Consider the following 17373-nt stretch of genomic DNA (forward strand, 5'->3'; position numbering starts at 1 on the left):
GCCATGCACACTGTCGTGAAGAGGTCCGCCGTCGTCGTCGCCGCTGTGGGAGCGCTCCTACTCGCCGGCTGCGGTGCCGACGACCCTGCGCCCGACGCGGAGCCCACCGTGTCGGTCGGCCCGTCGCCCGCGATGCGCACGATCGACACCCCGACGTGCCTGCCCGAGGGCACGGCGGCCGCGGCGACGGGCCCCGAGGAGGACCCGACGGTCGTCGCGTGGACCGGGAGCGGCACCCAGGGGGTGCTGCTCGCGCCGCAGAACCAGTCCGACGTGTGCCAGTGGTCGGAGCAGATGACGCGCCTGGCGGGGGAGGGCTACCTCGTCGCGTCGTTCACGTGGGCCGACGACAGCGCCGGCTCGCTGCTGGGGGCGGTCGACGTGCTGCGGTCGGTCGGGGCCGAGGAGGTCGCGCTCGTCGGCGCGTCGAAGGGCGGCACGTTCTCGGCGGCGCTGGCCGACGAGGCCGACGCGGTCGCGGTCGTCGCGCTCGGCCCGCCCGCGACCTTCGACGGCATCGACGCGGCCTCCGAGGCGAGCTCCTACGAGGGTCCGCTGCTCGTGATCGCCTCGACCGACGACAGCAGCGTGAGCGCGGGCTCGTCGCGCGAGGTGGCACGCGCGGACGACCCGGACACGTTCGTCGAGCTCGACGGCAGCGCGCACGGCGTCGCGCTGTTCTCGGGTGAGCACCGTGCGGCGGTCGAGGAGGCCATCGACGAGCTGCTGGCCGAGGGCTTCGAGGGCTGACACGAGCGAGGCCCTCCCGGGAGGCCGCCGCGCCCCACGTCGCCGTTGACGTGCAGCACGGCGGCCCCTGCCGGAAGGGCGCGCGGGGCACTGTCTACCAGGTACGCGACACCCGCACGAGCGGCAGGACGGGACGAACCGGACACGCGCCCGAACCGTTATGGGTCTGTGACCCGGGTCACCCTCAGGACCCCCGACCGCCGGCCGAGGAGGCCGCAGGTCAGAGGTAGCGCAGCGGGTCGAACTCCTCGAGCGGGATGATCCGCAGGCGCGGCAGCTGCACGTTGAACGCGGCGACGTCGGACTCCAGGTCGAACACCTGCAGCCCGCGCGACGAGAGCCCGGCCAGCGCCGTGCTGGTGAACTCGCGGAAGGCCAGCAGCCCCACACGGCGGTCGCCCGCGTCGACGAGCGTCTCGACCTCGGGGGCGAAGTCGCCGTCGTGGCTCGCGAGGAGCACGTCGCCGCCGCGCGCGGCGATGGCCTCGAGCGTGCGCTTGATGCCGACGTCGACGACCTTCTCGTACGACTCGCCCGACAGGGGGATGGGCGTGAACCCGATCGCGAGCAGCGCCTGCACGAACGACATCGGCAGGGACCCGTTCGACGCGTTGAGGAAGAACAGCGCCTTGACCGGCTGCCCCCACGCCTGCTGCGCGAAACCCAGCACCCGCTCCCAGCGCGGGCGCTGCTCGGGAGTCGGCCGGCCGCCGAGGATCGACGAGCCCAGCGTCGCGTCGATGTTCTCGCCGTCGACGAGCAGGTAGGTGGTCCGGTCGCCCGCGTCGGTGCTCATCGGCCCAGCGTATCGACGCAGACGGCGCCGGGCCGGTGACCGCGCGGCGTGCGCGACCACCGGCCCGGTGCCCGGGCCCGTCGGGACCCGACGACCGACGGCCCGTCAGCCGACCGTGCAGGGCGTGCCGTTGAGCGAGAACGCCGTCGGCGCGGCGTTGGTGCCCGTGTGCGAGCCGTTGAAGCCGAACTGCGCGGTGCCGCCCGCCGGGATCGAGCCGTTCCACGGGGCGTTGCGGACCGTCACGGCCGAGCCGGACTGCGTGACCGTCGAGCTCCACGCCTGGGTGACCTGCTGGCCGGACGGGAAGCTGAACGTGAGCGTCCAGCCGTCGACCGGAGCGGAGGACGTGTTCTTCACGGTGACGTTCGCGGTGAAGCCGGTGTTCCACTGGTTGACGCCCCACAGCACCTGGCACCCGGCCGGACCGGACGTCGGGGTCGGCGTCGGCGTCGTGGGCGTCGGGGTCGGCGTGGTGGGCGTCGGCGTCGGGCTCGCGCCGAAGGCCTCCATCACGGCGGCGTAGGCCGGCTTCTTGGCGTAGCTCGCGTCCCACACCAGCGCGGCCCCCTCGCCCGGGAAGACGTCCGGCACCCACGAGTACTTGTCGGTGATGCCCCAGACGGTCACGCCCTGGCAGCGGGTCACCTGCATGCAGGCCTGCACGACCTTCTTGTAGTCGGCCGCCTGGGTCGCGAGCTTGGTCGCGTCGGAGGGCGTCCGCATGCGGATGTCGAGCTCGGTGATGCGCACGTCCACGCCCAGGTCCGCGAACCGCTGCAGGTTCTGCCGGAAGTCGCCCGGCACCTGGCCGACGATGAGGTGCGACTGGAACCCGACGCAGTCGAGCGGGACGCCGCGCGCCTTGAAGTCCTTGACGAGGTCGTAGAGCGAGTTGCTCTTCGCGTTGATGCCCTCGACGTTGTAGTCGTTGATGCACAGCTTGGCGGTCGGGTCCGCCGCACGTGCCGCCCGGAACGCGGTCTCGATGTAGCCGTTGCCGAGCTTCTGCTGGAACGCCGAGTCCTGCCGGCGGCCGCCGCCGTCGGCGAACGCCTCGTTGACGACGTCCCACGACGCGACCTTGCCCTCGAAGTGGTCGGCGACCTTCGTCACGTGGTTGACCATCGCGCTCTCGAACGCGGAGCCGTTGAGGTTCTTCGCCCAGTCGGGCAGCTGCGAGTGCCAGACGAGCGTGTGGCCGTACAGCTCCTTGCCGGTGTCGGCGGCGTAGCTCGCGACGCGGTCGCCCGCGCCGAAGGAGAAGCTGTTCTGCGAGGGCTCGGTGGCGTCCCACTTCATCGCGTTCTCGGCGACGACGAGGTTGAACTCGCTGTCGGCGATCGCCTTGTACTGCGCCTCCGAGAGCCGGTTGGGGTCGAGCGCGAAGCCGAAGTCCCGGCCGGCGCCGTCGGCGGCCTCCTTGAGCGTGGTCGCGGCCTGGGCGGGCAGCACGACCGTGGCGCCGACGACGAGCGTCGCCGCCGCGGCGGCGAGCGTCGTGCGCAGAGCGGTGCGGGCGCCGCGGGCCGGGTGGCCGGGTGCGGGCGTGGTCCTAGGCATGATGTCCTCCTCGTCGAGCCAGTGCCGGGTGCACCCTGTGACGTGGGGGCCCGTCCGCGGGAGGTGCTGAATCATTTCGGCCCGCCCTGGCCTGCAGTTTCGATACCGTCGCTGTTTCGACAGCCAACCGAGGGGGAGCCGATGGTCGAGGGCACGGCGGGCGCCACGGGCACCCGCGAGGCCACCACGCGCGAGGCTGCCGAGGCGTGGGAGTCGCTGTTCCGTGCCCAGGTCGCGCTCATGCGACGGTTCCAGCGCGACGACGTGTGGGACCCGCTGACCATCCGCGAGTACGACGTGCTGTTCACGCTGTCCCGCTGCCCCGGCCTGACCGCGCGGATCAAGGAGCTCGGCGAGGGCAGCCTCCTGACGCAGCCCAGCCTGTCGCGCATGGTAGAGCGCCTCGAGGCCGCCGGCCTGGTCTCGCGCGGTCCCGTCGTGGGCGACGCGCGGGGCGTCGCGGTGACCCTCACGCCCGAGGGGCAACGTGTCCAACGCGACATCGGGCGCCGGCACGTCCGCTCGATCCGCCGGCTCGTCGGCGGGGCCCTCGACGCCGAGGAGCTGGCCGCGTTGCGCCTGCTCACGGACAAGCTCCGCGCCGCCCAGGCGGACATCCCCGACCCCTCCTGAACGGCCGCGGGACCTCGGGCCCATCCGTCGGAGCCTCCCACGGGACACGATGGACAAGTCGTCCGAGGGGCGGGCGGCGACAGGGAGGAGCGGGCATGCGGATCCTGGTGACGATCGCCTCGCGGCACGGGGGCACCTGGGGCATCGGCGAGGTCGTCGCGAGCACCCTGCGCGAGCGCGGCCACGACGCGGAGCTGCGGGCCCCGGAGGACGTGACGGACCTGACCGGGTTCGACGCCGTCGTGCTCGGCTCGGCGGTGTACGTCGCGCACTGGATGCCGGCGGCACGCGACCTCGCGGACCGGCTCGGCGCACAGCTCGCGGAGCGCCCGGTGTGGCTCCTGTCGTCCGGGCTGGCCACGCAGCCGGCGGCGTCGGCGAACTCGCCGCACGAGATCCGTGACCTGGTCGAGCGCATCGGTGCCCGCGGGCACCGCAGCTTCCACGGCCGGCTCGACCGGTCGGTCCTGTCCTTCACGGAGCGCGCGACGATCTCGGCCGCGCGGGCCCGCGAGGGCGACCACCGCGACATGACCGCGGTCGCCCGCTGGGCGGAGCAGATCGCGGACGCGCTGGCGCCCGTACCCGCCTGACGGCCCCGCCGTGGCCGTTCCGGTCGGCACCCTCCGGTGCCGGTCGGTCCGGGCCGGTCAGGAGGGCGGGTCGAGGGCGCGCAGCGCGCGCAGCTCGGCGGCGACCGCGGCGGGCGTCGGCCGGTCGGCAGGGTCGCCCGCGGTCATCGCGGCGAGCAGGAGCTCCCAGTCGCGGCCGAGGTCGGACGGCACCTCGACGGGCCGCAGCAGTCGTGCGAGGGAGGCCGTGAGCGGGTCCCCGGGGTAGACGCGGTGCCCCGTCAGGCACTCGAGCAGCACGAGTCCGAGCGAGTACACGTCCGTGGCCGGGCCCACCTCGCGGCCCAGGGCCTGCTCCGGGCTCTGGTAGCTCGCGGTGCCCGACGACGGCTGCGTCCGCGACGCGGTCGACGACGTGCTCACCGCGATGCCGAAGTCCGCGAGCACGACCGGCAGCCACGGCGAGTCGAACCGGCCGCCGGGGGAGGACGGGCGCTCGGCGACGAGCACGTTCGACGGCTTGACGTCCCGGTGCACCACGCCCGCGCCGTGCGCGTGGCCGAGCCCGAGCGCGAGCTGGCGTCCGACGTCCGCGACGAGCCCGCGCGGCAGGGGGCCGTCGGCGACGACGTCGCGCAGGGTGCGCCCCTCGACGAGCTCCATGACGAGGAACGCGACGGGGCCCACGCCCGTGAGCTGGTCGGCGCCGACGTCGAGCAGCGCGACGAGGTGCGGGTGCGCGAGGCCCGCGAGGACCCGCGCCTCGGCGGCGTAGCGGCGGATCTCCTCGCCGTCCGCCGCGCCCAGGTCGAAGACCTTGACCGCGACGCGGCGGTCCAGCCGCAGGTCCGTGGCGCGGTACACGGCGCCCGAGCCGCCCGAGCCGAGCGCGTCGTCCAGCCGGTAGCGCCGCCCGAGCACGGCGCCGGCGGGGGCGCTGAGGTCGGTCAGGGGCACGGGGCGGGTCCTTCGGTCGGCGTCGTCGGGGTGTGGCGCGGGACGGCGGTGCGGATGACCGCTCGATCGACGGTAGGAGCCCGCGCGGGTCGTCGCACGCGGAGCGGGCGTCTTCACCGGATCGTGATCCCCACGTGCGTCGATCGCTTGCGCGATCGTGCAAGCCGCTTGCGTCGAGTCGACGTAGCATGCAGTCATGTCGCGACGGCTCGCAGAGGTGGCACGCAAGGTCGGCGTCTCGGAGGCGACCGTGAGCCGCGTGCTCAACGGGAAGCCGGGCGTGTCCGAGCAGACGCGCGAGGCCGTGCTCACGGCGCTCGACGTCCTCGGCTACGAGCGGCCGACCAAGCTGCGCGGCGAGCGCGCCCGGCTCGTCGGGCTCGTGCTGCCCGAGCTGCAGAACCCGATCTTCCCCGCGTTCGCCGAGGTCGTCGGCGGCGCCCTCGCGCAGCAGGGGTTCACCCCGGTGCTGTGCACGCAGACCGCCGGCGGCGTCTCGGAGGCCGACTACGTCGAGCTGCTGCTCGGCCAGCAGGTCTCGGGCATCGTGTTCGCGGGCGGGCACTACGCCCAGCGCGACGCGACCCACGGGCACTACGCGCGTCTGACGAGCCGCCAGCTGCCGGTCGTGCTCATCAACGCCTCGATCGACGAGCTGCCCTTCCCGCGCGTGTCCTGCGACGACGAGGTCGCGATCGAGCAGGCCGTCGGGCACCTGGTGGCGCTCGGCCACACGCGCGTCGGGCTCGTCCTGGGTCCGGTGGACCACGTGCCGTCCGAGCGCAAGCTGCAGGCGGCGCGCGCGGTCGCGGGGCGGCTCGGGATCGAGCTCGGTGCGCATCAGGTCGTGCGCTCGGCGTACTCGCTCGAGAGCGGCCAGGCCGCCGCGAGACGGCTGCTGCGGGAGGGGGTCACGGGCATCGTGTGCGCGAGCGACCCGCTGGCGCTCGGGGCGATCCGCGCGGCGCGCCGCGCCGGCCTGCGCGTCCCCGACGACGTGTCCGTCGTCGGCTATGACGACTCGGCGTTCATGAACTGCACGGAGCCGCCGCTGACGACCGTGCGCCAGCCCATCGAGCCGATGGGACGCGCGGCGATCGACCTCCTGGTGAGCCAGATCAACGGCGCGGCCGTGCCGCAGGACGAGCTGCTGTTCGAGCCCGAGCTCGTGGTGCGCGGGTCGACGGCGCCCGCGCCCGCCGCTGCGCGGAGGACCTGACCCGCGCCGCACCACCCGGTCCGCCGACGACCCCGCCCCACCGAGGGGTGGGGTCGTTTCACGCGCGCTGCGATCACGTTTCGGTAACGCGGCTGTCGAGTTCTTGCGTCGATCCTGCTCGGCGCTTTAGTGTCCCGTCCATCGCGAGCGCCTCGGCGCCCGCACCTCCCGGCGACGCTGCCGGGAGCGGAGCGCGAGAGACGAGACCCCGTGACGCAGGCGCAGCCGCCGACCGACCCGACCTGGTGGCGGGACGCGGTCATCTACCAGGTGTACCCGCGCAGCTTCGCCGACGGCGACGGCGACGGCACGGGCGACCTCGCGGGCCTCCGGCAGCGCCTGCCGTACCTGCGCGACCTGGGCGTCGACGCGATCTGGGTCACGCCCTGGTACCGCTCGCCGCTCGCCGACGGCGGCTACGACGTCGCCGACTACCGCGCGATCGACCCCGCGTTCGGCACGCTCGCCGAGGCCGAGGAGACGATCGCCGAGGCGCTCGCGCTCGGGATCCGCACGATCGTCGACGTCGTCCCGAACCACGTGTCGCAGGAGCACGCGTGGTTCCGTGCCGCGCTCGCGGCCGGGCCGGGCAGCCCGGAGCGTGCCCGGTTCTGGTTCCACCCCGGCAAGGGCGAGCACGGCGAGGTCATGCCGACGCAGTGGGTCTCGTCGTTCCAGGGCAGCACGTGGACCCGGACGACCGACGCCGACGGGACGCCCGGCGAGTGGTACCTGCACCTGTTCGCGCCGCAGCAGCCCGACCTCAACTGGTCGCACCCCGACGTGCGCGCCGAGCTCGAGGACGTCCTGCGGTTCTGGTTCGACCGCGGCGTCGGGGGCATCCGCATCGACTCCGCCGCGCTGCTCGTCAAGGACCACGACCTGCCCGAGGTGCCCGAGCGGCCGGGGCCGGGGGAGCACCCCCACCTGGACCGCGACGAGATCCACGACGTCTACCGGTCGTGGCGCGCGGTCGCGGACTCCTACCCGGGCACGCGCGTGCTCGTCGGTGAGGTGTGGCTCGAGGACACGGCGCGGTTCGCCCGGTACCTGAGGCCCGACGAGATGCACACGGCCTTCAACTTCGACTTCATGGCCCGCCCCTGGGACGCGCGGGAGCTGCGGGCGTCCGTCGACGCGACGCTCGCCGCGCACGAGCCGGTCGGCGCCCCCGCGACGTGGGTGCTGTCCAACCACGACGTCACGCGCCCCGTCACGCGGTACGGCCGCGCCGACACCCGCTTCTCGTTCGCCGCCAAGCGGTTCGGGACGCCCACGGACCTCGCCGTCGGCCGGCGCCGCGCACGTGCCGCCGCGCTGCTCACGGCCGCGCTGCCCGGGTCGTTGTACGTCTACCAGGGCGACGAGCTCGGCCTGCCCGAGGTCGAGGACCTGCCGCTCGACGTCCTGCAGGACCCCATGCACGTCCGGTCCGGGGGCACGGACCCCGGCCGGGACGGGTGCCGGGTGCCGCTGCCGTGGTCGGGCACCGCCGCCCCGTACGGGTTCAGCGACCCCCGCGCCGACGGAGCGCCGGCGCGGCCGACGTGGCTGCCGCAGCCCGCGGACTGGGCCGGCCTGACGGTCGCGGCGCAGGAGGCCGACCCGTCGTCGACGCTCCGCCTCTACCGCGCCGCGCTCGCCCTGCGCCGCGCGGAGCCCGCGCTCGGCGACGGGACGCTCACCTGGGTCGACACGGCGCCCGAGGTGCTCGCGTTCGCCCGCGGCGACGTCACGTGCGTCGTGAACCTCGGCGCCGACCCCGTACGGCTGCCCGCCCACACCGACGTCCTGCTGACGAGCGACCCGCTCGAGGACGGCCTCCTGCCGCGCGACACCGCCGCGTGGCTGCGCACCTGACCTGCACCTCCCCACCACCCGGGCGGGTCCACCCCGGAACCGCCCGACCGCACACCGCAGTCCCCGCCCGCGGCCGCACCGGCGACCGCTTCCCGAAGGAGTGACGATGAGGTCCTCGCGCACCACCGCACTGGCCGTGGCCGGTGTGCTCTCGATCGGGCTGCTCGCCTCGTGCAGCAGCGACGACGCCGACGGCACGGGCGAGGGCGGCAAGGTGAAGATCACCGTCGCCGGCCTGCTGCCCACCGCCGACGACGCGGCCAAGGAACAGCTCGCCGAGCGGGTCGCCGCGTTCGAGGAGGAGCACCCCGACATCGACGTCGAGACCGAGGACTACGAGTGGAAGGCGTCGACGTTCACGACGCAGCTCGCGGGCGGCACGCTGCCCAACGTCTTCGAGATCCCGCTGACCGACGGCAAGACGCTCATCGAGAACGGCCAGCTCGCCGACATCGACGCGCAGGTCCGGGCGCTGCCCTACGGCGACGACTTCAACGAGGCGCTGCTCGCGAACGGCACGGGTGACGACGGCAAGGTCTACGCCGTCCCGGCCAAGTCGATCTACGCGGTCGCGCTGCACTACAACCGCAACCTCTTCGAGCAGGCGGGCCTGGACCCCGACCAGCCCCCGACCACGTGGGACGAGGTCCGCGAGTACGCCAAGCAGATCCACGACGCCACGGGCGTCGCGGGCTACGCGACCATGGCGCTCGACAACGCGGGCGGCTGGCAGCTCGCCGCGGGCGCGAACTCGCGCGGGGGCGTCATCGAGACGTTCGACGGCGAGCAGTACACCGCGACGCTCGACGACCCCGCGGTCGCGGAGCACCTGCAGTGGCTGCACGACCTCAAGTGGGAGGACGGCTCGCTGCTCGACCGCACCGACCTCGGCTGGGGCGACATCAACACCGAGTTCGCGGCGGGCAACCTCGCGATGTACACCTCGGGCTCCGACGTCTACAACTCGCTCGTCGAGGCCAACGGCGTCACGGCCGACTGGGGCTACGGCCTGACCGCGATCCCGACGTCGGGCGACGGCGGCGCGCTCACCGGCGGCACCATGGCCGCCGTCACGAAGCAGTCGACGGACGAGCAGAAGGACGCCGCCGTGAAGTGGATCGACTGGTGGTACCTGAGCAAGCTGCAGGACCAGGACCAGGCGGTCGCCGACGCGAGGACGCGGGCCGAGGCCGACCCGGCGCAGGCCGTGGGCACGCCCGTGCTGCCGATCTTCTCGAAGGAGAACTACGAGCAGTCGCTCGAGTGGGTCGCGGACTACGTCAACGTCCCGCTCGAGGACATGACCGGCTACACGGACGTCATGTTCGACCAGGAGCTCGTGCCCGAGGCGTCGGCGGCGGTGCAGGACCTGTACGCGCAGCTGTTCCCGGTCGTGCAGGCCGTGATCTCCGACGAGGACGCGGACGTCGACGCGCTGCTCGCCACCGCGAACGAGGCCGCGCAGCAGGCCATCGACGGCTGAGCCGCGGACGCCGGACGGGCGGCCCCCCCTGCCCGCCCGCCCGGCGTCCGCCCCTGCCCTGGCCCTCGGACCGACAGGAAGCACCCCATGACCACGGCCGACGCCGTCCGCACCGACCGACCCCCCGCCCTCGCGCGCCGTGAGCGAGCCCGCACGCCCGCGACGTGGGTGCGCCGCGGCGGCCTGTCCTCGCTCGTCCTCGCCCTGCCGCTGCTGCTGGTGTTCGGCATCTTCTCGTGGTGGCCGATCGTGCAGGCCGTCGTCATGAGCGTCCAGGAGACGAACCTCATCGACCCGCCGACCTTCGTCGGGCTCGAGAACTTCCTGACGATCTTCGCCGACCCGCTGCTGCCCACGGTCGTCCGGAACACCGCATGGTTCGCGCTGCTGGCGCTCGTCTTCGGCTACCCGGTCCCGCTGGTGGGCGCCGTGCTCATGAGCGAGCTGCGACGGCGCAAGGGCCTGTACTCCGTGCTCGCGTACCTGCCGGTCGTCGTGCCGCCCGTCGTCGCGGTGCTGCTGTGGAAGTTCTTCTACGACCCGCGGCCGGAGGGCGTGTTCAACACGATCCTCGGGGCCGTGGGGCTGGGCCCGTACTCGTGGCTCAACGACCAGGCGATGGCGATGCCGGCGCTCGTGCTCGAGGCCACGTGGGCCGCGGCCGGCGGGACGGTGATCATCTACCTCGCCGCGCTGATCGGGGTGCCGTCGGAGCTCTACGACGCGGCCGAGGTCGACGGCGCGTCGGTGTGGCGCAAGGTGTGGCACGTGACGATGCCGCACCTGCGCGGAGTCCTGTTCATCACGCTGATCCTGCAGGTCATCGGCACCGCGCAGGTGTTCCTCGAACCGTTCCTGTTCACCAACGGCGGCCCGAACCACGCGACGCTCACCGTGATGTTGTGGGTCTACCAGCTCGCGTTCACGTCCATCGGCAACAGCTTCGGCGAGGCGACGGCGCTCAGCCTGCTCCTCGCCGCGTTCCTCGCCGTGATGTCGCTCGTCTACTTCCGCCTGACCCGCAGCTGGAGCCAGTCGTGACCACCGTGCAGACCCCGTCCTCGCTGCGCACGACGCAGCCCGCGCCCGCCGTGCCGGGCGACGTCGACGCGCGCGTGCGGCGCCGTCGCCGGCGGCTCGTGATCGACTCCGGCGAGCGCGGCGCCCTGTCCACCGCGGACTGGCGCCGCCCGCTCGTCAAGCACACCTGGCGCTCGATGCACCTGGTGCTGCTCGTGCTGCTCGTCGTGTGGTGCCTCGGCCCGCTCCTGCTGCTCGGCAAGTTCGCGTTCACGCCGACGCAGGACATCCAGAGCACGCCGCTCGCGTTCTTCCCGAACGGCGCGACGACGCACAACGTCGAGATGGCGTGGACGAGGTACCACATCGGCCAGTTCTTCCTGAACACCGTGTGGGTCGCCGTGGGGTCGTGGTTCGTGCAGGTGCTCGTCGCGACGACCGGCGGGTACGTGCTGTCGGTGCTGCGGCCCGCGTGGGCTCGGGCGCTCCACTGGGCGGTGCTGGCCACGCTGTTCGTCCCGGCCGTCGTGCTGCTCGTTCCGCTGTACAAGATCGTCGTCGACCCGCCGATCGGGCCGAGCCTCATCAACAGCTACCTCGCGGTGTGGCTGCCCGCCGGTGCGAGCGCGTTCAACGTCGTGCTCGTCGCCCGGTTCTTCGACTCGCTGCCGCGCGAGATCTTCGAGGCCGCGCGCATGGACGGCGCCGGACCGTTCCGGCTGTTCCGCAGCATCGTCCTGCCGATGAGCAGGCCGATCGTCGGCGTCGTGTCGGTGTTCGCGGTGATCGCGTCGTGGAAGGACTTCCTGTGGCCCTTCCTCGTCCTGAAGTCCGACGCCGTCAAGCCGCTGTCGGTCTACCTGCAGTCGATGGCGAACGTGGACAAGGGCACGCTCATGGCGGCGCTCGCGATCTCGACGCTCATCCCGGTCGCGATGTTCCTCGTGTTCCAGCGCATGTTCCTGCGCGGCGCGGGCCTCGGCGGGGCGGTCAAGGGCTGAGCCCCGGCGCCCGCAGGTTTCTGACAACGTGTCGGGTCAACGTCACGGCGAGGGCGGCTCGACTCGGGAGGGACCGTCCGTGCGTGCGGTGCGATGATCGGACGGTGGCCCCCGACACCCCGCTGAGCACCCCCGCGCCCGCTGCCGGTCCCGCCGACAGCCCCCGCCCCGCCGACGCCGAGAACCCCGTCGCGCCGTACGACGCGCTGCTGCTGTTCTCGTTCGGCGGGCCCAACGGCCCCGACGACGTGATGCCGTTCCTGCGGAACGTCACCGCGGGCAAGGGGATCCCCGACGAGCGGCTCGCCGAGGTCGCCGAGCACTACCACCACTTCGGCGGCGCCAGCCCGATCAACGCCCAGAACCTCGCGCTGCAGAAGGCGCTGCAGGACGAGCTGGCCCGCCGCGGCCTCGACCTGCCCGTGCTGTGGGGCAACCGCAACTGGGAGCCGTACACGCGCGACGCGCTCGCGGCCGCCCACGCCGACGGCGCCCGCCGGATCGTCGCGCTCGTGACCAGCGCCTACGCGTCGTACTCCGGCTGCCGGCAGTACCGCGAGAACCTCTGGGCCTCGCTCGACGAGCTGGGCGGCGACCTCGGGCTCGCGGAGGGCACGCACCCGCTGGCCGCCGACAAGGTGCGGCCCTACTTCAACCACCCGGGGTTCGTTCAGGCCAACGTCGACGCGGTCGCCGAGGCCTACGCCGGGCTCGCCGCCGACGCCGCCGCGCAGGCGCGGCTCGTGTTCGTCACGCACTCGATCCCCGACACCATGGAGGAGGCGTCCGCGGTGAGCGGCGCCGCCTACAGCGCGCAGCACCTCGACGTCGCCGCGACCGTCGCCGCCGCCGTCTCGGAGCGTCTCGGGCGCGACGTGGCGTGGGACCTCGCGTACTGCTCGCGGTCGGGCCCCCCGAGCCAGCCGTGGCTCGAGCCGGACGTCAACGACCACCTGCGCGCGCTCGCGGAGCAGGGCGTGACGTCGGTCGTCCTGTCGCCCATCGGGTTCATCTCCGACCACATGGAGGTCGCGTTCGACCTCGACACCGAGGCGCTCGAGACCGCCGCCGAGCTGGGCCTGACCGCCGTGCGGGCCGACAGCGTCGGCACGCGGGAGCCGTTCGTCCGCGGGCTCGTCGACCTCGTGCTCGAGCGGGCCGCGCTGGCCCGGGCGCTGGACGCGGGCACCGCCGACGCGAGCACCGCCGAGGGCGCGGCCGTCGGGGACCTCCCGCCGTGGCGGGACGTCTGCCGCCCCGGCTGCTGCCGGCAGCGCGCCGGCGTCGCGTCCGGCATCCCCGCCGCCTGTTCCACCGACCCCTGGTCCTGAGCCGGTCGTCGCCGGCACCCACCCCGCAGCGCACCCCTCCGGAAGGACGCACGTGAGCCACCCCACGCCCGACACCGAGGCGATCAACGCCACCGTCCGCTACACGATGTGGACGGTCTTCGCCCTCGAGGAGGTGCTCCCCGAGGACGACGGCGAGCGGGCGCAGCTCGTCGCCGCGGCCCAGGACGCCGTGCGCGCCGACGGCCTCGTCGTGCGCGGCTGGTACGACGTGGCCGGCCTGCGCGCCGACGCCGACCTCATGGTCTGGTGGCACGCCGAGACGGTCGAGGAGGTGCAGGGCGCCTACCAGCGACTGCGGGCGAGCGACCTCGGGCGGCACCTGCTGCCGGTGTGGTCCGTCGTGGGCCTGCACCGTCCCGCCGAGTTCAACCGCGGGCACGTCCCCGCCTTCCTCGCGGGCGAGGACCCGGGCGACTACGTGTGCGTCTACCCGTTCGTCCGCTCGTACGACTGGTACGTGCTCCCCGAGGACGACCGTCGTCGCATGCTCGTCGAGCACGGGCAGGCGGCACGCGACTACGCCGACGTGCGCGCGAACACGGTGTCGGCGTTCGCGCTCGGCGACTACGAGTGGATCCTCGCGTTCGAGGCGGGCGAGCTGCACCGCATCGTCGACCTCATGCGCGACCTGCGCGCCACCGACGCCCGCCTGCACGTGCGCGAGGAGGTGCCGTTCTACACCGGCCCGCGCACCACGCTCGAGGCGTGGGCGGACAAGCAGCCGCGCGGCTGACGCAGCCCGCACCCCACCGGCGCCCCCTGCCTGCGGCGGGGGCGCCGGTGCCATGATCGGGGCATGGTCCACCTCACGGGCACGTGGCGGTTCGAGACGCTCGGCGGCGCCGGGCTGCCGGCGCAGGTCCGGTACGCGCCCTGGCTCACGTTCGACGGCGACGGCCAGGTGTACGGGCTCGCGGGCGTCAACCGCGTGCGCGGCACGTGGGAGCTCGACGGCGACGAGCTCGGCTTCGGGCCCGTCGTCTCCACGCTCATGGCCGGGCCGGACGACGCCATGGCGTGCGAGCGGCAGGTCCTCGACCTCCTGGGGCGCCGGCTGCGCGTGCGCGTCGACGGCGACCGGCTGGAGCTCGCCGACGGCGGCACCGTGGCCGCGACCCTGGTCGCCGACCCGGCGGCAGGAGAGCCTGCGACCTGACACCTCCGGTCGTCGCGGCACCCGCCGCCCTCGTGTCAGGCGGCCGCGGTCGTGCCCGGCCAGCGGTCGGCCAGCGCGTGCAGCGTGCGGACGCGGTCGGCGACGTCGAACGCCGTGCCGGTGACCATGAGCTCGTCTGCCCCCGTGCGCTCCACGAGCGCCGACAGCTCGGCCACGGCGCGGTCCGGCGTGGTCGCGACCTGCGTGCCCGGCGACTGCGCGAAGAAGTCCTCCGCGGCCCGCGGGTCGAGGTCCGCGAGCGCACGGGCCGCGTCGTCGGGCGTCAGGACGGGGGCGAGCGGCCGTCCCGTGCGCAGCGCGAGCGTCATGACCCGGCTGGGTCCGGCGAGGTGCCGAGCCTCCTGCTCGGTGTCGGCGACGAGCACCGACGCGGACACCATGAGCCGCGGCGCGTCGAGGACGGGGGAGGGGCGGAACGCGCGGCGGTAGGTCTCGGCGGCCTGCGTCGTGCGGCCCGTCGAGAAGTGGTGCGCGTAGGAGTAGGGCAGCCCGAGCTCGCCTGCGAGCTGCGCGGAGAACAGGCTCGACCCGAGCAGCCACGGCTCGGGGCTCGACGTCGCGACCGGTGTCGCCGTGAGCCGGCGGGCCCCCGCGGACGGCGCCGCCGCGAGCCGCACGCCCAGCAGCGCGAGCACGTCGACCAGCTCGGTCGGGAAGTCGTCGGCGCCGAGGCCGTCCACCGTGCGGCGCAGCGCCGCGGCGGTCGCGGGGTCGGCACCGGGCGCCCGGCCGAGGCCCAGGTCGACGCGTCCGGGGTGCAGGGCCTCGAGCATCGCGAACTGCTCCGCGACGACGAGCGCCGGGTGGTTGGGCAGCATGACGCCGCCGGACCCGACCCGGATGCGGCGCGTCGCCGCGAGCAGGTGCGCCGCGAACACCCCGGGGGCCGTCGACGCGACCATCGGCATCGCGTGGTGCTCGGCGACCCAGAACCGGCGGTAGCCCAGGTCGTCGGCGGCGCGGGCCAGCCGGGTCGTGGCGGCGAGCGCGTCGCCGCTGGTCTGGCCCGCGCTCAGGGGTGCGGTGTCGAGGACGGAGAGGGAGACGGTCACGTCGGGGGCAACGCGCCGTGCCGCCCAGGTCATCCCGTCAGGGGTACAGCCCGCGGATCAGGTGCGCCTCCGCGACGCGGCGGACGCCGATCGTCAGGGCCGCGTCGCGCATCGAGATGCCCTCGGCCTGCGCGACCGCCGCGACCGAGCGGTAGGACGCGAGCATCCGGTGCTCGAGACGCTCCGCGATCTCGTGCTCCGTCCACCAGTACGCCTGGTTCGCCTGCACCCACTCGAAGTACGACACGACGACCCCGCCCGCGTTGGCGAGGATGTCCGGCACCACGACGACGCCACGCTCCGCGAGGACCTCGTCGCCCTCGGGCGTCGTCGGGCCGTTCGCCGCCTCGACGACCCAGCGTGCCTTGACCTGCCGCGCCGTGTCGGCGTCGAGCACGCCCTCGACCGCCGCCGGGACGAGCACGTCGACGTCGAGGCCGAGCAGCGCGACGTTGTCGACGGCCGCACCGCCGGGGAACTCGTGGACCGGGCCGCCCGCGTGCACGTGCCGCAGCAGGGCCGACACGTCGAGACCGTCGGGGTTGTGCACGCCGCCGTGCTCGTCGCTCACCGCGACCACGCGCGCGCCGGACTCGGCGAAGATCCGCGCGGCCGGCGCACCGACCTTGCCGAACCCCTGCACCGCGACGGACACCTCGTCGAGCCGCACGCCCGCGTCGCCGAGCGCCGCCTCGGCCGCGTGCACCACGCCGCGCGACGTCGCCGTCGGACGCCCCAGCGAGCCGCCGACGGTGAGCGGCTTGCCCGTGGTCACCGCGGGGATCGTGTAGCCGAGGTTCACCGAGTAGGTGTCCATGACCCAGGCCATCGTCTGCTCGTTGGTGCCGATGTCCGGGGCCATGATGTCCCGCTCGGGGCCGATGATCGGCATGATCTCGCTCGTGTAGCGGCGGGTCACGCGCTCGAGCTCCGCCGGGGAGTACAGGCGCGGGTCGATCGTGACACCGCCCTTCGCGCCGCCGTACGGCACGTCGACCACGGCGCACTTCCACGTCATCCACATCGCCAGCGCGCGGACCTCGTCGATGTCGACGGACGACGAGTACCGCAGCCCGCCCTTGCCCGGCCCGCGCGAGATGTTGTGCTGCACGCGGTACCCCGTGAACAGCACGATCTCGCCCGTGTCCCGCCGCAGCGGGACGGCGACGTTCATCTCGCGACGTGGTGTCGCGAGCATGCGGTGCAGGCCGTGGTCGTAGCCGAGGATGGCGACGGCGTCGGCGAGCTGCGCCTGCGCGGTGACGAGCGGGGAGGACTGCGGACGGGGCTGCGCTGCCAGGTCGGTCACGCCCTCACCTTGCCACCGCTCGGCGTCCCGCGCTGCCGAGCCGACCCGCGCGCCGCAGACCTCACCCGGGGCGCGCGGGCCCGGCGTCAGCAGATCTGGGAGTCCTCCATCGGCTTGAGCAGCGAGCCGCCGAGGTGCCGCGAGTGCCGGGCCGGGACGAGGACGCACGTGCCGAAGGTGCCGTTCGCGTAGCGGCCCTTGACGAAGACGTCGGTGTGCCGGCAGTTGATCGTGCGCACCGTGTACCACGTGGGCTTGCTGACGTAGACGCCGCTCAGCACGCCGCAGAACGCCTCCTCGTTCTCGATCGTCGCCTGGACGCCGACCTCACCCGTGCGCGGCCGAGGCACGAGGACGAGGCCGCCGGGGTCGTCCGCCGTGGCCGTCGCGGCGGCCGACGCCGGGACCGGCGACGCGGCGGCCGGGACGGCGGCGACGACACCGCCCACGAGGACGGACAGCGTCGCGAGGACACGGAGCGCGGGCGTGCGGACGAGACGGCGGACGGGCATGGTTCCCCCTGGTCGACGGCGATGTCGGGCCCGCCGCCGGGCGGCGGGCCCGCCCAGGATGGTGGCGGTCGCAGGCCGCGTCAACCGGCCGCGCGCGTCGCCCGGCGGGTCGGCCGA

General features: G+C 74.0%; 17 protein-coding genes. 11 read left to right on the forward strand and 6 right to left on the reverse strand.

Annotation, left to right across the window (positions count from 1 at the left end; translation table 11 throughout):
* The first annotated feature begins 3 nt into the window (after nucleotides 1-3).
* Nucleotides 4-750 carry an alpha/beta hydrolase gene (locus CELF_RS06370; RefSeq protein ID WP_013770430.1) on the forward strand — a complete coding sequence of 249 codons (747 nt, stop codon included), beginning with the start codon at nucleotides 4-6 and terminating at the stop codon, nucleotides 748-750.
* A 220-nt stretch (nucleotides 751-970) separates the two neighbouring features.
* Here CELF_RS06370 and CELF_RS06375 read toward each other — a convergent pair whose 3' ends face one another.
* On the reverse strand, nucleotides 971-1546 hold the full coding sequence (locus tag CELF_RS06375) for an NYN domain-containing protein (protein WP_013770431.1): 576 nt from the start codon (nucleotides 1544-1546) through the stop codon (nucleotides 971-973).
* 105 nt (nucleotides 1547-1651) lie between these two features.
* Nucleotides 1652-3109, reverse strand: coding sequence for a glycoside hydrolase family 10 protein (locus CELF_RS06380; RefSeq protein WP_041553359.1), 1458 nt, complete (start codon nucleotides 3107-3109; stop codon nucleotides 1652-1654).
* A gap of 141 nt (nucleotides 3110-3250) precedes the next feature.
* Between CELF_RS06380 and CELF_RS06385 the strand changes: the two genes are divergently transcribed.
* Nucleotides 3251-3742: a MarR family winged helix-turn-helix transcriptional regulator gene (locus CELF_RS06385; RefSeq protein WP_013770433.1), complete on the forward strand. Its 492-nt coding sequence runs from the start codon at nucleotides 3251-3253 to the stop codon at nucleotides 3740-3742.
* 95 nt (nucleotides 3743-3837) lie between these two features.
* On the forward strand, nucleotides 3838-4335 hold the full coding sequence (locus CELF_RS06390; protein ID WP_013770434.1) for a flavodoxin domain-containing protein: 498 nt from the start codon (nucleotides 3838-3840) through the stop codon (nucleotides 4333-4335).
* 57 nt (nucleotides 4336-4392) lie between these two features.
* On the opposite strand, the gene CELF_RS06395 is transcribed toward CELF_RS06390, so the two are convergent.
* Nucleotides 4393-5271, reverse strand: coding sequence for a serine/threonine-protein kinase (locus CELF_RS06395; RefSeq protein ID WP_013770435.1), 879 nt, complete (start codon nucleotides 5269-5271; stop codon nucleotides 4393-4395).
* 196 nt (nucleotides 5272-5467) lie between these two features.
* Between CELF_RS06395 and CELF_RS06400 the strand changes: the two genes are divergently transcribed.
* The 8 genes from CELF_RS06400 to CELF_RS19450 all read left to right on the forward strand — a co-directional run bounded on the left by CELF_RS06400 (nucleotide 5468) and on the right by CELF_RS19450 (nucleotide 14362).
* Nucleotides 5468-6490 (forward strand): LacI family DNA-binding transcriptional regulator, encoded by a 1023-nt coding sequence (locus tag CELF_RS06400; RefSeq protein ID WP_013770436.1) that lies wholly within the window; start codon nucleotides 5468-5470, stop codon nucleotides 6488-6490.
* 210 nt (nucleotides 6491-6700) lie between these two features.
* A complete protein-coding gene (locus CELF_RS06405) occupies nucleotides 6701-8350 on the forward strand; it encodes a glycoside hydrolase family 13 protein (protein WP_013770437.1) in 1650 nt (549 codons plus the stop codon).
* Nucleotides 8351-8456: 106 nt separating this feature from the next.
* The gene (locus CELF_RS06410) at nucleotides 8457-9833 is read left to right on the forward strand and encodes an ABC transporter substrate-binding protein (RefSeq protein WP_013770438.1); all 1377 of its coding nucleotides are present in this window, start codon (nucleotides 8457-8459) and stop codon (nucleotides 9831-9833) included.
* Between the two features lie 87 nt (nucleotides 9834-9920).
* Complete coding sequence (locus tag CELF_RS06415) at nucleotides 9921-10874, forward strand: carbohydrate ABC transporter permease (RefSeq protein ID WP_013770439.1); 954 nt, start codon at nucleotides 9921-9923, stop codon at nucleotides 10872-10874.
* Entirely contained in the window at nucleotides 10871-11854 is a 984-nt protein-coding gene (locus CELF_RS06420) for a carbohydrate ABC transporter permease (RefSeq protein ID WP_013770440.1), read from the forward strand. Before CELF_RS06415 ends, CELF_RS06420 begins: the two co-directional genes overlap by 4 nt.
* Nucleotides 11855-11958: 104 nt before the next feature.
* A complete protein-coding gene (locus CELF_RS06425) occupies nucleotides 11959-13185 on the forward strand; it encodes a ferrochelatase (RefSeq protein ID WP_376698490.1) in 1227 nt (408 codons plus the stop codon).
* Nucleotides 13186-13237: 52 nt separating this feature from the next.
* Nucleotides 13238-13939 carry a hydrogen peroxide-dependent heme synthase gene (hemQ, locus tag CELF_RS06430; protein WP_013770442.1) on the forward strand — a complete coding sequence of 234 codons (702 nt, stop codon included), beginning with the start codon at nucleotides 13238-13240 and terminating at the stop codon, nucleotides 13937-13939.
* 63 nt (nucleotides 13940-14002) lie between these two features.
* Complete coding sequence (locus CELF_RS19450; RefSeq protein ID WP_013770443.1) at nucleotides 14003-14362, forward strand: META domain-containing protein; 360 nt, start codon at nucleotides 14003-14005, stop codon at nucleotides 14360-14362.
* 35 nt (nucleotides 14363-14397) lie between these two features.
* Here the strand turns inward: CELF_RS19450 and CELF_RS06440 are convergent, their stop codons facing one another.
* The 3 genes from CELF_RS06440 to CELF_RS06450 all read right to left on the reverse strand — a co-directional run bounded on the left by CELF_RS06440 (nucleotide 14398) and on the right by CELF_RS06450 (nucleotide 17256).
* Nucleotides 14398-15435 carry an LLM class flavin-dependent oxidoreductase gene (locus tag CELF_RS06440; RefSeq protein WP_232014315.1) on the reverse strand — a complete coding sequence of 346 codons (1038 nt, stop codon included), beginning with the start codon at nucleotides 15433-15435 and terminating at the stop codon, nucleotides 14398-14400.
* Between the two features lie 37 nt (nucleotides 15436-15472).
* Nucleotides 15473-16744 carry a Glu/Leu/Phe/Val family dehydrogenase gene (locus CELF_RS06445; protein WP_013770445.1) on the reverse strand — a complete coding sequence of 424 codons (1272 nt, stop codon included), beginning with the start codon at nucleotides 16742-16744 and terminating at the stop codon, nucleotides 15473-15475.
* Nucleotides 16745-16830: 86 nt separating this feature from the next.
* A complete protein-coding gene (locus CELF_RS06450) occupies nucleotides 16831-17256 on the reverse strand; it encodes a hypothetical protein (RefSeq protein ID WP_013770446.1) in 426 nt (141 codons plus the stop codon).
* Nucleotides 17257-17373: the final 117 nt, after the last annotated feature.

The organism is Cellulomonas fimi ATCC 484 (assembly GCF_000212695.1).
Lineage (GTDB): Bacteria > Actinomycetota > Actinomycetes > Actinomycetales > Cellulomonadaceae > Cellulomonas > Cellulomonas fimi.

Excerpts from the sequence above, each read along its gene's own strand:
- CELF_RS06370 (WP_013770430.1), top strand. The coding sequence starts at position 4 with ATGCACACTGTCGTGAAGAGGTCCGCCGTCGTCGTCGCCGCTGTGGGA.
- CELF_RS06375 (WP_013770431.1), bottom strand. The coding sequence starts at position 1,546 with ATGAGCACCGACGCGGGCGACCGGACCACCTACCTGCTCGTCGACGGC.
- CELF_RS06380 (WP_041553359.1), bottom strand. The coding sequence starts at position 3,109 with ATGCCTAGGACCACGCCCGCACCCGGCCACCCGGCCCGCGGCGCCCGC.
- CELF_RS06385 (WP_013770433.1), top strand. The coding sequence starts at position 3,251 with ATGGTCGAGGGCACGGCGGGCGCCACGGGCACCCGCGAGGCCACCACG.
- CELF_RS06390 (WP_013770434.1), top strand. The coding sequence starts at position 3,838 with ATGCGGATCCTGGTGACGATCGCCTCGCGGCACGGGGGCACCTGGGGC.
- CELF_RS06400 (WP_013770436.1), top strand. The coding sequence starts at position 5,468 with ATGTCGCGACGGCTCGCAGAGGTGGCACGCAAGGTCGGCGTCTCGGAG.
- CELF_RS06410 (WP_013770438.1), top strand. The coding sequence starts at position 8,457 with ATGAGGTCCTCGCGCACCACCGCACTGGCCGTGGCCGGTGTGCTCTCG.
- CELF_RS06415 (WP_013770439.1), top strand. The coding sequence starts at position 9,921 with ATGACCACGGCCGACGCCGTCCGCACCGACCGACCCCCCGCCCTCGCG.
- CELF_RS19450 (WP_013770443.1), top strand. The coding sequence starts at position 14,003 with ATGGTCCACCTCACGGGCACGTGGCGGTTCGAGACGCTCGGCGGCGCC.
- CELF_RS06450 (WP_013770446.1), bottom strand. The coding sequence starts at position 17,256 with ATGCCCGTCCGCCGTCTCGTCCGCACGCCCGCGCTCCGTGTCCTCGCG.